The sequence below is a fragment of the Actinacidiphila yanglinensis genome (assembly GCF_900107965.1).
GTDB classification, from domain to species: Bacteria; Actinomycetota; Actinomycetes; order Streptomycetales; family Streptomycetaceae; genus Actinacidiphila; species Actinacidiphila yanglinensis.
Map to the genome: position 1 here is coordinate 675,685 of NZ_FNVU01000002.1, position 13,737 is coordinate 689,421.

General features: G+C 73.9%; 13 protein-coding genes and 1 riboswitch. Of the genes, 9 read left to right on the forward strand and 4 right to left on the reverse strand.

The window, feature by feature from the left end; all coding sequences use genetic code 11:
- Positions 1-102: 102 nt before the first annotated feature.
- From C4U44_RS06845 to C4U44_RS06875, 7 genes are all read left to right on the forward strand, one after another.
- On the forward strand, positions 103-1,362 hold the full coding sequence (locus C4U44_RS06845) for an alpha/beta fold hydrolase (protein ID WP_200823163.1): 1,260 nt from the start codon (positions 103-105) through the stop codon (positions 1,360-1,362).
- Between the two features lie 124 nt (positions 1,363-1,486).
- Complete coding sequence (locus C4U44_RS06850; RefSeq protein ID WP_103884687.1) at positions 1,487-2,392, forward strand: dihydrodipicolinate synthase family protein; 906 nt, start codon at positions 1,487-1,489, stop codon at positions 2,390-2,392.
- The gene (locus C4U44_RS06855; RefSeq protein WP_103884688.1) at positions 2,389-3,390 is read left to right on the forward strand and encodes a proline racemase family protein; all 1,002 of its coding nucleotides are present in this window, start codon (positions 2,389-2,391) and stop codon (positions 3,388-3,390) included. Before C4U44_RS06850 ends, C4U44_RS06855 begins: the two co-directional genes overlap by 4 nt.
- Complete coding sequence (locus tag C4U44_RS06860; protein ID WP_200823164.1) at positions 3,378-4,067, forward strand: GntR family transcriptional regulator; 690 nt, start codon at positions 3,378-3,380, stop codon at positions 4,065-4,067. The genes C4U44_RS06855 and C4U44_RS06860 overlap by 13 nt, the downstream gene beginning before the upstream one ends.
- Complete coding sequence (locus tag C4U44_RS06865) at positions 4,064-5,272, forward strand: NAD(P)/FAD-dependent oxidoreductase (RefSeq protein ID WP_103884690.1); 1,209 nt, start codon at positions 4,064-4,066, stop codon at positions 5,270-5,272. The genes C4U44_RS06860 and C4U44_RS06865 overlap by 4 nt, the downstream gene beginning before the upstream one ends.
- Positions 5,269-5,577 carry a (2Fe-2S)-binding protein gene (locus C4U44_RS06870; protein ID WP_322973561.1) on the forward strand — a complete coding sequence of 103 codons (309 nt, stop codon included), beginning with the start codon at positions 5,269-5,271 and terminating at the stop codon, positions 5,575-5,577. Before C4U44_RS06865 ends, C4U44_RS06870 begins: the two co-directional genes overlap by 4 nt.
- Positions 5,561-7,063, forward strand: coding sequence for an FAD/NAD(P)-dependent oxidoreductase (locus tag C4U44_RS06875; protein ID WP_103884691.1), 1,503 nt, complete (start codon positions 5,561-5,563; stop codon positions 7,061-7,063). Before C4U44_RS06870 ends, C4U44_RS06875 begins: the two co-directional genes overlap by 17 nt.
- Before the next feature lie 69 nt (positions 7,064-7,132).
- Here the strand turns inward: C4U44_RS06875 and C4U44_RS06880 are convergent, their stop codons facing one another.
- The 4 genes from C4U44_RS06880 to gcvT form a co-directional block, all read right to left on the reverse strand.
- Positions 7,133-8,518, reverse strand: a complete 1,386-nt coding sequence (locus tag C4U44_RS06880; RefSeq protein WP_103884692.1) for an L-serine ammonia-lyase — start codon at positions 8,516-8,518, stop codon at positions 7,133-7,135.
- Positions 8,519-8,641: 123 nt separating this feature from the next.
- Positions 8,642-9,916 (reverse strand): serine hydroxymethyltransferase, encoded by a 1,275-nt coding sequence (glyA, locus tag C4U44_RS06885; protein WP_103884693.1) that lies wholly within the window; start codon positions 9,914-9,916, stop codon positions 8,642-8,644.
- A 10-nt stretch (positions 9,917-9,926) separates the two neighbouring features.
- Positions 9,927-10,307, reverse strand: a complete 381-nt coding sequence (gene gcvH, locus C4U44_RS06890) for a glycine cleavage system protein GcvH (RefSeq protein WP_103884694.1) — start codon at positions 10,305-10,307, stop codon at positions 9,927-9,929.
- A gap of 118 nt (positions 10,308-10,425) precedes the next feature.
- Positions 10,426-11,541, reverse strand: coding sequence for a glycine cleavage system aminomethyltransferase GcvT (gene gcvT / locus C4U44_RS06895; protein ID WP_103884695.1), 1,116 nt, complete (start codon positions 11,539-11,541; stop codon positions 10,426-10,428).
- Positions 11,542-11,732: 191 nt separating this feature from the next.
- Positions 11,733-11,851: riboswitch (glycine riboswitch) on the reverse strand.
- A 124-nt stretch (positions 11,852-11,975) separates the two neighbouring features.
- Between gcvT and C4U44_RS06900 the strand changes: the two genes are divergently transcribed.
- A complete protein-coding gene (locus C4U44_RS06900) occupies positions 11,976-12,755 on the forward strand; it encodes an enhanced serine sensitivity protein SseB (protein ID WP_103884696.1) in 780 nt (259 codons plus the stop codon).
- A 163-nt stretch (positions 12,756-12,918) separates the two neighbouring features.
- A complete protein-coding gene (locus tag C4U44_RS06905) occupies positions 12,919-13,647 on the forward strand; it encodes an enhanced serine sensitivity protein SseB C-terminal domain-containing protein (RefSeq protein WP_235031848.1) in 729 nt (242 codons plus the stop codon).
- The last annotated feature ends 90 nt before the right edge of the window (positions 13,648-13,737 follow it).

Consider the following 13,737-nt stretch of genomic DNA (forward strand, 5'->3'; position numbering starts at 1 on the left):
CCGGGAGCGGCCCCGGGGGCGAGGCAGAAAGAGGGCTTCTCCGTGACCCCCGTGACCTCCACCAACACCGTGAACGGCACCACCACCTACACGATCCCCGGCATGCGGGTGCGCGAGGGCGTCACCGACGTCCCGCTGGACTGGTCCGATCCCGACCGGGGCACCCTCCAGCTGTTCTTCCGCGACATCGTCGACCCCGCGCGGGCCCGCGAGGACCTGCCCTGCCTGGTCTACCTCCAGGGCGGACCGGGCGGGAAGGGGCCGCGGCCGCTCGATCGCGGCGGCTGGCTCGGCGTCGCGCTGGAGACCCACCGGGTGGTGCTGGTCGACCAGCGCGGCACCGGCCGCAGTACCCGGATCGACGGCCGCCGGATGGGCGCGTTCGGCACCGCGCGGGAAGCCGCGGACTTCCTCGCCTGCTTCCGGGCCGACGCGATCGTGGCCGACCACGAGCACCTGCGCACTTCCGTCTACGGCGGCGGCCGCTGGTCCACGCTGGGCCAGTCCTTCGGCGGATTCCTCACCCTGGCCTACCTGTCGCGGGCGCCCCAGGGCCTGAGCGCCTGCTACGTCACCGGCGGGCTGCCGGGCCTGGACCCGTCGGCGGCCGAGGTCTACCGGCGCACCTACCCGCGGGTCGAGGCGAAGAACGCGACCTTCTACCAGCGCTATCCGCACCAGGTCGCGCAGGTCGCCCGGATCGCCGACCATCTGGCCGAGCACGACGTGCGCCTGCCCGACGGCGACCGGCTGACCGTCCGGCGCATGCAGAGCCTGGGCCTGGACCTGGGCATGAAGCCGGGCCACGAGCGCCTGCACTGGCTGCTCGACGAGGCGTTCACCGGGGCGGAGTTGTCCACCACGTTCCTGCACCAGGTGCTGGCCCGCACCTCCTTCGGCGACAACCCGCTGTTCGCGGCGATGCAGGAGAGCGTCTACGGCCACGGCCCCGGCGCCACCGGATGGGCGGCGCAGGCCGAGCGGGCCGCGCACCCGCAGTTCGCCGAGGACGCGCGCCCGTTGCTGTTCACCGGGGAGATGATCTACCCCTGGATGTTCGAGGAGATCGCCGAACTGCGCCCGTTCCGCGGCGCGGTCGAGCTGCTGGCGGCCCGCGAGGAGTGGCCGCCGCTCTACGACCTCGACCGGCTGGCCGGCAACGAGGTCCCGGTCGCGGCCGCGGTCTACTTCGACGACATGTACGTGGACTCCGGCCTGCAACTGGACACCGCGTCCCGGGTGGGCAACGTCCGCACCTGGGTCACCAACGAGTACGAGCACGACGGCGTCGGCGACGCCCGGGTCCTGACCCGGCTGAGGGACATGGTCCGCGAGTCGGGGGGAGGGCTCGCCGACGCGTGACGGCGGGCGCGCCCGGCCGTCCGGCGTTCCGCGGGTGAACGAGCCTTCTGTCATGTGACATTGCACTGGTAGCCTCGGCTCACCGTCACCACCTCGGCCCGCCTTCACCAGAGGAGCCGCAGCAATGACCACCTCCGCGACACCGTGGCAGGGCGTGCACGTCGCCACCGCCCTCCCGTTCCACGCCGACCTGTCGGTCGACCACGATGCCTACGCCGAGCACGTCCGCTTCCTCGCCGCCGGTGGCTGCGACGGGGTGGTGCCCAACGGCTCGCTGGGCGAGTACCAGACGCTGACACCGCAGGAGCGGGCCCGCGTCGTCGAGACGGCGGTCCAGGCCGCGCCGGCCGGGTTCGGCGTCATGCCGGGCGTGGGCGCGTACGGCGCGCTGGAGTCCTGCCGCTGGGCCGAGCAGGCGGCCGAGGCCGGAGCCACCTCCGTGCTGCTGCTGCCGCCGAACACCTACCGGGCGGAGCGGGCCGCGGTCCTCCACCACTACCGCGAGGTGGCCAAGGTCGGTCTGCCGGTCGTGGCGTACAACAACCCGCACGACACCAGGGTCGACCTCACCCCGGAACTGCTCGCCGAACTCTTCCAGGAGGGCGCGATCGTCGCCGTGAAGGAGTTCACCGGCGACGTCCGCCGGGCCTACCAGATCGCCGAGTCCGCGCCCGGCCTCGACCTGCTGGTCGGCGCCGACGACGTGCTGCTCGAACTGGGCCTGGCCGGCGCCGTCGGGTGGGTGGCCGGCTACCCGAACGCGATCCCGGAGAGCACCGTGGAGCTCTTCCGGCTGGCCACCTCCGGCGATCCCGCCGACCTGGCCCGGGCGGTGCCGATCTACCGCGACCTGCACCCCTTGCTGCGCTGGGACTCCCGGACCGAGTTCGTGCAGGCGATCAAGCTGTCGATGGACGTCGCGGGCCGCAAGGGCGGTGCCTGCCGCCCGCCGCGCTCGCCGCTCCCGCCCGAGGCGGCCGCCCGCATCACCGCCGACACCGAGGCCGCGCTCGCCAAGGGCTACAAGTGAGGTCCCGCCGCACCTTCCACGCGGTCGACTCGCACACCGAGGGGATGCCGACCCGGGTCGTCGTCGGCGGGGTGGGCACCCTGCCGGGCGCGACCATGGCCGAGCGCAGGCGCTGGTTCATCGACCACAGCGACGACGTCCGCACCCTGCTGATGTACGAGCCGCGCGGGCACAGCGCGATGAGCGGCGCGATCCTGCAGCCGCCGACCCGCCCCGACGCCGACTTCGGCGTGCTGTTCATCGAGGTCTCCGGCCTGCTGCCGATGTGCGGCCACGGCACCATCGGGGTCGCCACGGTCCTGGTCGAGACCGGGATGGTGCCGGTCGAGGAGCCGGTCACGACGATCCGGCTGGACACCCCCGCCGGCCTCGTCGTCGCCTCCGTCGCGGTCCAGGACGGCGCGGCCACCTCCGTCACCCTCGAGAACGTCCCGTCGTTCGCCCACACCCTGGACGCCACGGTCGAGGTCCCCGGCCTCGGGCAGGTGGCGTACGACCTCGCGTTCGGCGGGAACTTCTACGCGATCGTCGAACTCGCCGACCTCGGGCTCCCCTTCGAGCGGTCCCGGGCCGGCGACCTGCTCGCCGCCGGGCTGGCGATCATGGACGCCGTCAACGCCGCGGCCCCGCCGGTGCACCCCGAGCGCGCGGACATCACCGGATGCCACCACGTCCACCTCACCGCCCCGGGCTCGACCGCGGAGCTGTCCCGGCACGCCATGGCGATCCACCCCGGATGGTTCGACCGCTCGCCCTGCGGCACCGGCACCAGCGCGCGGATGGCGCAGCTGCACGCCCGCGGTGCGCTGGCGATCGGCGCCGAGTTCGTCAACGAGTCCTACATCGGCACCCGTTTCACCGGCCGCCTGCTCGGCGAGACCACGGTCGGCGGCCACCCGGCGGTGCTGCCGTCCATCACCGGCCGCGCCTGGGTCACCGGCACCTCGCAGTTCCACCTCGATCCGACCGACCCCTTCCCCGCGGGATTCCTGCTGTGAGCGCACCCACCTCCTCGAACCTGCGCACCCTCGGGCAGCGGGAGACGCTGCGCGACCGGGTCAGGGACGCCCTGCGCGCCGCGGTCATCTCCGGCGAACTGGAGCCCGGCGCCGTCTACTCCGCGCCCACCCTCGGCGCGCGGTTCGGCGTCTCGCCCACCCCGGTCCGGGAGGCCATGCTCGACCTCGTCAAGGAGGGCCTGGTCGTCGCCCAGCCCAACAAGGGCTTCCGGATCACCGAGGTGTCCGAGCAGGATCTCGACAACCTGGCCGCGGTGCGGCTGCTCATCGAGCCGCCGACGGTCCGCGACTGCGTGCCCGTGATCCCCGACCGGGACCTCCCGGCGCTGCGGGCCCTGGCGCAGGACATCGTCGACGCGGTCGACCGCGAGGACCTGATCGGCTACATCCGGGCGGACCACGTCTTCCACCTGGCCCTGCTCGGCTACAGCGGCAACCGGCACCTGGTCGATGTCGTCTCCGACCTGCGCACCCGCACCCGGCTGCTCGGCCTGGCCCCGCTGCTGCGCAGCGGCCGGCTGGACCGCTCCGCCGCCGAGCACCACGACCTCGTGGACCTGATCGAGGCCCGCGACCCCGCCGCCGCCGAGGAACTGATGCGGCGTCACATCGGGCACGTGCGGGGCCTGTGGGCGAGCGGCACGGAAGAGCCGTGACCGCGGCAGCCGGGAGCGCCGATCTCGTGGTCGTCGGCGCGGGCGTCGTCGGTGCGGCAGCCGCCTACTTCGCCGCGCTGGCCGGCCTGCGGGTGACGGTCGTCGAGCGCGGCGCGCCCGGGGGCGGCACGTCCAGCGCGGGGGAGGGCAACCTGCTGGTCTCCGACAAGGAGCCCGGTCCCGAACTCGACCTCGCGCTCCACTCGCAGCGGACCTGGCGCGAGGACCTCGCCGAGCACGCCGGGCAGTGGGAGTTCGAGTCCAAGGGAGGTCTGGTCGTCGCCTCGACGGGGGACGGCGTCGCCTCCCTGCGGGAGCTGACCGCCCACCAGCGCGCCTGCGGTGTCGAGGTCGTGCAGGTCGCCGGCGCCGAACTGCGGGGGTACGAGCCGCACTTGTCCGAGGACCTCGCCGGCGGGGCGTTCTACCCCCAGGACGCCCAGCTCCAGCCGATGCTGGCGGTGGCCCACCTGCTGCGCCTGGCCCGGGGCCTGGGGGCGTCGGTGTGCCCGCACACCGAGGTGACCGGCTTCCTGCGCGACGGCGACCGGGTCACCGGCGTCATCACCACCGGGGGCGACCTGCCCGCCGGCGCGGTGCTCAACGCCGCGGGAACGTGGGCCGGCCAGGTGGCCGCGCTGGCCGGGGTGCCGCTCCCCGTCCATCCCCGGCGCGGCTTCGTCCTGGTCACCGAACCGCTGCCGGCCCGCACGATCCGGCACAAGGTCTACGCGGCGGAGTACGTCGGCGACGTCGCCAGCTCCGACGCCGCACTGCAGACCTCGCCCGTGGTGGAGGGCACCCGCGCCGGCACCGTCCTGATCGGCGCCTCGCGCGAGCGGGTCGGCTTCGACCGCACCGTGTCGGTGCCCGCCCTCGGCGCGCTCGCTTCCAAGGCGATCGCGCTGTTCCCGATGCTGCGTCAGGTGCGCCTGATGCGGACGTACCTCGGCTTCCGCCCGTACTGCCCGGACCATCTGCCCGTCATCGGCGCCGACCCGCGGGCGCCGGGGCTGTGGCACGCCTGCGGCCACGAGGGCGCCGGCATCGGACTGGCCGCGGGAACCGGCAAGCTGATCGCCCAGGCCCTGGCGGGGCGGGAGCCGGACCTCGACCTGGCCGCGTTCGCCCCCGAGCGGTTCTCCGGGGGAGCCCCCGGGAGTTCTCCCGGCCGGCCGCGGGACACCGGGGAGGCGCGGCCGTGACGTACCGGATGACGTTCCGCGGTGCCACCGTCCCCGCCGAACCCGGGCAGAGCGTCGCCGCGGCGCTGGTGGCGGCCGGCATCCTCGACTGGCGGACCACCCGGAAGGAGGGCCGGCCGCGCGGGCTGTTCTGCGGCATCGGGATCTGCTTCGACTGCCTGATCACCGTCGACGGCGTCCCCGGCGAGCGCGCCTGCCTGGTCCCGGCCGCCGACGGCATGCGGCTGGGCGACGGCACGGACACCGGGGACGACCCCGCGGGCCCCGGACCGGGCAAGGAGGACGGCGATGCCGCATCCGCATGACGTGGCCGTGGTCGGTGCCGGACCGGCCGGGCTCGCCGCCGCCGTCGAGGCCGCCGAGGCGGGGCTGGACGTCGCGCTCGTCGATGCCGCCGGGCAGCCCGGCGGCCAGTACTGGCGGCACTTCGACGAGCGGCACGCCGCTCCCGGCGACGCCCGGGGCCTCCCCGGTGGGCCGGTCTTCACGGATCTGCGCGCCCGCCTGCGCGCGCTGAGCGGCAGCGGCCGGGTCCGCTACCTCCCGGGGCGGCAGGTGTGGCTGGCCACCCGCGACGACGACGGCACCTTCACCCTCCGGACGACCGCGACGGTGTCCGCGCCCGTGTCCGCGGCCGCGTCAGTGCCCGTGTCGGCGCCCGAGTCGGTCACCGCGCGGGCGCTGATCCTCTGTCCCGGGGGGTACGACCGCCAACTGCCCGTGCCCGGCTGGGACCTGCCGGGTGTCATGGCGGCGGGCGGGGTGCAGGCCCTGCTCAAGGGACACCGCACCCTCGCCGGGAAGCGCGCGGTCGTGGCCGGCACCGGGCCGTTCCTCCTCCCGGTCGCCACCGGACTCGCCCGCGCCGGGGCGGCCGTCGCCGCCGTCGTCGAGGCCAACGGCACGCTCGGCTGGTCCCGTGACCCGCGCGGCGCGGTCTCCGCCCCCGGCAAGGGGGTCGAAGCCCTCCGCTACGCCGCCTCGATGGCCCGCCACCGCATCCCGTACCGGACCGGCACCGTCATCCGCGAGGTCCTCGGCGACGGCAGGGTCGAGGCCGTCAGGACCGCAGTGCTCGCCCGCGACGGCCGGCCGGCCGGGCCGGAACGGGAGATCGCCGCCGACCTGGTGGCGCTCGGCTGGGGGTTCACGCCCTCGCTCGAACTCCCGCTGATGCTGGGCGCGCGGACCCGGCTGGACCTCGACGGCTCCCTCGTCGTGGTCGTCGACGCGTTGCAGCGCAGCAGCGTGGAGGGGGTGTACGTGGCCGGCGAGGCGACCGGGGTGGGCGGCGCCGCGCTGGCCGTCGCCGAGGGCCGGCTGAGCGCGCTGGCCCTGGCCGCCTCGACGGGTGATCCGGCCGGTACGGCCGCCATCCGAAGGGTCCGGCGCCGGATCCGGCGGGCCCGGCGGTTCGCCGCCGCGATGCACCGGGCCTACCCGGTCCCGGCCGGCTGGCCGCGGTGGCTGCCGGACTCGGCCGTGGTGTGCCGCTGCGAGGAGGTCACCTACGGGGACCTCCGCCACGCGCACGCCGACCTCGGCGCGACCGACCCGCGCACCCTGAAGATGCTGGCCCGCCCGGGGATGGGGTGGTGCCAGGGCAGGATCTGCGGGTTCGCCACCGCGGGGATCGCGTCCTGCCTGAGCGGCCGCCCCAGCACCGCGGAGGACCTGCGGGCACTGTCCGGCCGTACCCCCGCGGCCCCGGTCCGCCTCGGCGAACTCGCGGCGCTGGCCGAGGAGACGGGGGGTGGCGGCCCCGCCGAGGAGACGGGCGGCAGCTCCTGACGCGTCCGGTGCCGGGCGGTACGCAGCCCTGCCCGGCGGATCACGCCGGCGGGACCGACGGCTCCACCGTCAGCACTCGATCACGTTGACGGCCAGCCCGCCCCGCGCGGTCTCCTTGTACTTCACCTTCATGTCCGCGCCGGTCTGCTTCATCGTGCGGATGACCTTGTCCAGGGAGACGTGGTGCCGGCCGTCGCCGCGCATGGCCATCCGGGCGGCGGTGACCGCCTTGACCGCCGCCATGCCGTTGCGCTCGATGCAGGGGATCTGGACCAGGCCGCCGATCGGGTCGCAGGTGAGGCCGAGGTTGTGCTCCATGCCGATCTCGGCGGCGTTCTCGACCTGCTCGGGGGTGAGGCCGAGCACCTCGGCGAGGCCGCCGGCGGCCATCGAGCAGGCGGAGCCGACCTCGCCCTGGCAGCCGACCTCGGCGCCGGAGATCGAGGCGTTCTCCTTGAAGAGCATCCCGATCGCGCCCGCTGCCAGCAGGAAGCGGACCACCGCGTCGTCCCGGTCGGCGGCCGAGGTCGAGGGGGAGCAGACGAAGTCGAGGTAGTAGGACAGCACCGCGGGGATGATGCCGGCCGCGCCGTTGGTCGGAGCGGTGACGACGCGGCCGCCCGCGGCGTTCTCCTCGTTGACGGCCATCGCGTAGAGGGTGATCCACTCCATGGCGCGGGTGGCCGGGTCGCCCTCGGCGCGCAACTGGCGGGCGGACTGCGCGGCCCGCCGCCGCACCTTCAGGCCACCGGGCAGGATGCCCTCCCGGGACATGCCGCGCTCCACGCAGGCCCGCATCACCTGCCAGATCTCCAGCAGGCCGGCCCGGATGTCCGCCTCGCTGCGCCACGCCTTCTCGTTCTCCAGCATCAGCGCGGAGATCGACAGCCCGGTCTCCCGGGACAGCCGCAGCAGCTCGTCGCCGGTGCGGAAGGGGTGCCGCAGCACCGTGTCGTCCAGCTTGATCCGGTCCTCGCCGACCGCGTCCTCGTCCACCACGAAGCCGCCGCCCACCGAGTAGTACGTCTTCGCCAGCAGCACCTCGCCCGCGTCGTCGTACGCCGCCAGCGTCATGCCGTTGGCGTGGTAGGGCAGCGAGCGGCGCCGGTGCAGCACCAGGTCGGTGTCCGCGTCGAAGCCGATGTCGTGCGTACCCAGCAGGCTCAGCCGCTTCTCGGCGCGGATCCGGGCGACCTCGTCGTCGGCCGTCTCCACGTCGACGCTGCGCGGCGAGTGGCCGGACAGGCCGAGCAGTACCGCCTTCGGGGTGCCGTGGCCGTGGCCGGTCGCCCCCAGCGAGCCGAACAGCTCGGCCCGGACGGCGGCGGTGTGGGTGAGCAGCGCGTCGTTCTTCAGGCGGTGCACGAAGATGTTCGCCGCGCGCATGGGGCCGACGGTGTGCGAGCTGGAGGGGCCTATTCCGATGGAGAACAGGTCGAAGACGGAGATTGCCACGGTGTTCTTTGCTCCTGGGGTGCGCGGACGCCGTCGTCCGGCGAAGGGTGCTCGGGTGCCTTGTGGGCCCGGCGCCCGGACCCGGCCCCTGGATGTGGGCCGGGCGGGCGTGCTGTACCCCTGCTACAGCCCCGGGTACAGCGGGTGCTTGTCCGCCAGTGCCGTGACCCGCTTGCGCAGGGGACCGCTCTCCGACGGCGGGAACGCCGGCGTCGCGGTCAGCGTCGCGGCGATGATGTCGGCGACCTCGCGGAAGTCGTCGGCGGTGAAGCCCCGCGTGGCCAGCGCGGGCGTGCCGATCCGCAGGCCCGAGGTGACCATCGGGGGCCGGGGGTCGTTCGGGACCGCGTTGCGGTTGACGGTGATGCCGACCGCGTGCAGCCGGTCCTCGGCCTGCTGGCCGTCGAGCGCGGAGTTGCGCAGGTCGACCAGGACCAAGTGGACATCGGTGCCGCCGGAGAGCACGGAGATGCCGAGTTCCGCCACGTCCGGCCGGGTCAGCCGGTCGGCGAGGATCTTCGCGCCCTCCAGGGTACGGGACTGGCGGTCCTTGAACTCGTCCGTCGCCGCGGCCTTGAACGCGACCGCCTTCGCGGCGATCACGTGCTCCAGCGGACCGCCCTGCTGGCCGGGGAAGACCGCCGAGTTGATCTTCTTGGCGAGGTCGGCCTTCGCCAGGATCACCCCGCCGCGCGGGCCGCCGAGCGTCTTGTGGGTCGTGGTGGTGACCACGTCGGCGTACGGCACGGGGGAGGGGTGCAGTCCGGCCGCGACCAGCCCGGCGAAGTGCGCCATGTCGACCATCAGGTAGGCGCCGACCTCGTCGGCGATCCGGCGGAACTCCGCGAAGTCCAGCTGCCGCGGGTAGGCCGACCAGCCCGCGACGATCAGCTGCGGGCGGTGCTCCTTGGCCAGCCGCTCCACCTCGGCCATGTCGACCAGGTTGGTCTCGGCGTCCACGTGGTAGGCGGCGACCTTGTACAGCTTGCCGGAGAAGTTGATCTTCATGCCGTGGGTCAGGTGCCCGCCGTGCGCCAGGTCCAGGCCGAGGATGGTGTCACCCGGCTTGATCAGGGCGAACATCGCGGCGGCGTTGGCCTGGGCGCCCGAGTGCGGCTGCACGTTGGCCGCCTCCGCGCCGAACAGCGCCTTGACCCGGTCGATGGCGAGCTGCTCGATCACGTCGACGTGCTCGCAGCCGCCGTAGTAGCGGCGGCCCGGGTAGCCCTCGGCGTACTTGTTGGTGAGGACCGAGCCCTGCGCCTCCAGCACGGCGACCGGCGCGAAGTTCTCGGACGCGATCATCTCCAGCGTGGACTGCTGGCGCAGCAGTTCGGCGTCGACCGCGGCGGCCACATCCGGGTCGAAGTCGTGCAGGGACTGGTTCAGCAACGACATCGCGGGTCCCTCAGCTCTCGATGAAGGCGTCGTACTCGGTGGCGGACAGCAGGTCGGACGGCTCCTCGGCGACCTTCACCTTGAACAGCCAGCCGCCCTCGAAGGGCGCGGAGTTCACCAGCGACGGGTCGTCGGCGACGTCCTGGTTGGCCTCGGTGACCTCACCGCTGACCGGCGAGTACAGGTCGCTGACCGACTTGGTCGACTCCAGCTCGCCGCAGGTCTCCCCGGCGGTCACCGTGGCGCCCACCTCGGGGAGCTGGACGAAGACCACGTCACCGAGCGCGTCGGCCGCGTGCGAGGTGATGCCCACCGTGGCCACGCCGTCGGCGGGGGCGGAGAGCCACTCGTGCTCCTTGCTGTAACGAAGCTGCTCAGGGTTGATGCTCATGCGGAAATTCTCCCGGATCGACAGGGTGCGCGCGTGCGCGGCACGGCAAACGGAAAGGTAAGGGCTCAGGACGGAGAGCCGGCGGAGCCGGGATGGCGCGGCCGGCGCGCCCGGCGGCTCAGCGCCGGCGCTTGTAGAAGGGCAGCGCCACGACCTCGTACGGCTCCTTCGAGCCGCGGATGTCCACCGCGACCCCCGGCGTGCCGGGCGTGGCGTGCGCCGCGTCCACGTAGGCCATCGCGATCGGCTTGCCCAGCGTGGGCGACGGGGCGCCCGAGGTGACCTCGCCGATCACGGCGCCCGAGGCGTCCGTGACCGGGTAGCCGGCCCGCGGCACCCGGCGGCCCTGGGCCACCAGCCCGACCAGCGTGCGCGGCGGCACGTCCGCCGCCCGCTCGGCGGCCGCGCCCAGCGCGTCGCGCCCGACGAAGTCCTCCGGCTTATCGAACTTCACCACCCGGCCCAGGCCCGCGTCGAAGGGCGTGACGGCCGCGGTCAGCTCGTGCCCGTACAGCGGCATGCCCGCCTCCAGGCGCAGCGTGTCGCGGCAGGACAACCCGCACGGCACCAGGCCGGCGGGCTCGCCGGCGTCGGTCAGGGCCTGCCACAGCCGCTCCGCGTCGGCGGGCGCGACGAACAGCTCGAAGCCGTCCTCCCCGGTGTAGCCGGTCCGGGCGATCAGCGCGTCCACCCCGGCGACGGTGCCGGGCAGGCCGGCGTAGTACTTCAGCCCGTCCAGATCGGCGTCGGTCACCGACTTCATGATCGCCGGGGCCTGCGGGCCCTGGACCGCCAGCAGCGCGTACGCCGCACGGTCGTCGCGGACCTGCGCGTCGTAGCCGGCGGCCCGCAGCGCGACCGCGTCCAGCACGGTCTGCGCGTTGGACGCGTTGGCGACGATCATGAACTCCTGCTCGGCGAGCCGGTAGACGATCAGGTCGTCGAGGATGCCGCCGTCGGTCGCGCAGATCATCGTGTAGCGGGCCCGGCCGACCGCCAGCGCGGACAGGTGGCCCACCAGGGCGTGGTCCAGCGCCTCGCCCGCCTGCGGGCCGGTCACGGTGATCTCGCCCATGTGCGACAGGTCGAAGAGCCCGGCCCGCTCACGGACGGCCAGGTGCTCCTCGCGCTCGCTGGCGTAGCGCAGCGGCATGTCCCAGCCGGCGAAGTCGGTCATGGTCGCGCCGAGTGCGCGGTGCAGGGCGTCGAGCGCGGTACGACGGGGTTCGCTCATCGGTGACAGGCTCCCAGGCTCGGTCTCGGTCAGGAGGAAGGAGGGACGACAAAGGGTCGCCTCCCCATCTGTCATCGGAACCTGAGAGGTTCACCGTGAACCCCGCTCGGGCGGGCTCCCGGTTTGCACCTTGGGTGGACGGGCCCGTGCACCCGTGGGTGTACGGAGGGACCGCCGCTTTTCAGATCTGCCTCGCCCGCGCGGTATCTGTGCCTGAGAGATTCAAGGGAGGGCTTGCTCCTTCGGCGCCCGTCCCACCGCCCGCGAGCTGGTCGCGTGCGCCGGTCCGGAACTCTCCCGCGCGGCCTCGAACGGCCGGTATGCAAGTTGTGGCCTTCATCATTGCATGCTCCGCGACCCGGGCCCCCGGCAGCGGCTAGGGTTTTCCCGGCACAGACGCCACAGACGCGGTACATGGGCGGACAAGGGTGGACATGGAGAATCCGGCACCGTACATATGGCCGGCCAACGAGCTGGAAGAGGTGCTGGGCGCGAGCCTCGGCAACCCCTCGGCCACCCCCAGGCTGCTCGAAGTGCTCGGCCGCTCCAAGGTCTGGGTGCCGCTGCCGAACGGCGGCGCACCGGACGCGGCCGGCCTCGACCTGCCCACCGTCGTGCTGGGCGGCGCGCCCTACGTGCCCGTCTTCAGCTCCGAGCAGCAGTTCCGGCAGGCGGCCGACGGCATGCCGTGCACGGTCGCCCCGGTGCACGAGTTCGCCCGCGGGCTGCCGCCGCTGGTCGGGATCGCGGTCAACCCGGGCGGGGCGGTGGGCGTGCCGCTGCCGCCCGCCGCGGTCGCCGAACTGTGCCGCCCGGTGCCGGGCGAGCGGGCGGCTGCGATCCCCGGCATCCCCGGCGTCCGCGGTGGCGACGCGCCGCCCGGCGCCCGGGTGCGGCTGTGGGAGCCGGACCACGACACCGAGCCGGTGGACTTCCTCGCCGCCTCGGCCGGCGAGTTCGCGGTCACCCCGGTGGTGCTCACCGCCCGCCGCGCGCTGGCCGCGGTGGAGGAGGAGCCGCCCGCGCTGTTCGTCGGCGTGGAACTGGACCGCTGGACGGAGGACGACCGGGCCGCGGCGATGGGCGCGCTCGGCCGGGCGATGGGCGCGGCCCCGCCGCCCTGGCCGGTGCACCTGATCCTGCTGGACGTCGCCCAGGACCCGGTGAGCGACTGGATGCTGGAGACGGTGCAGCCGTTCTTCGCCCGCGACTGAGCCCGCGCGCCGCCGAGCCGGACGGACCGGCGGGCCGGCGTTCAACGGCCGTATACCGGGCCTATAGCCGGTGCGGCTTGAGTCGATCGGCATACCGCTGGGGACACTCGACCTGGTTTGATGTCGTGCGAACAGCAAAACGAGGGGAAAGGGGCGGTCCCACGTGATCGCGGGCGCGCAAGGCGGTGCGGCGCCGGCCGGCCATGTGGAGCAGATGCTGCTCCAGGTGGCGCCCGGCCGGTTCGACGCATACGAGAACCTGCTCGCGTCACTCGCCGAGGGCCAGGTGTGGATGCTGCTGTGGCACGGCAGTTCCGGGTCGTCCGACGCGCAGTACGGCACGATGGAGATCGGCGGGTACGGCTACGCCCCGTGCTTCACCTCGCCGCGGGAGATGGCCGCCAGCGGCTGGAACCGCGAGCACGAGATGGTCTCCGGGCAGGACATCGCGCAGACCCTCTACCCGGACCGCTCCGGGCTGTGGCTCAACCCGCACGCGGCCGACGGCGGCGTCGGCATCCCCTGGGCGGACCTGCGCCGGATCGCGATCGGTCTCGACCTGCTGCCCGCCGGGCCACTCCAGATCGGGGAGCCGTCGCTCCAGATGCCGCAGTTCTACGCGTTGCTGGCGCAGGCGGCGCACCGTACCCCCGCGGTGCGGGCGCTGCGCCAGGCGTGGGTGCAGCCGGTACTCGGCGAGCCGTACCTCGCGATCGGGGTGGAGCTCTACGAGGGGGCCGGGCAGGCCCTGGAGTCGGTGCGGTTGATGATGCAGCAGGCGGTGGGCGGGGTACCGGACGGGGTGGCCGTCTCCACGGTGGCGATGGCCGATCCGTACGATGCGGTGGCGCTGTGGATGCGGACGTTCGGGCGGCCGTTCTTCGATCGCTAGGGTGCCCCGGACCCCGCCGGGGTGCCCCTGACCCTCCAGGGTGCCCCTGTCCGCCGGTTGAGGGACCACCTGCCGGTGGGGGTTGCTCGC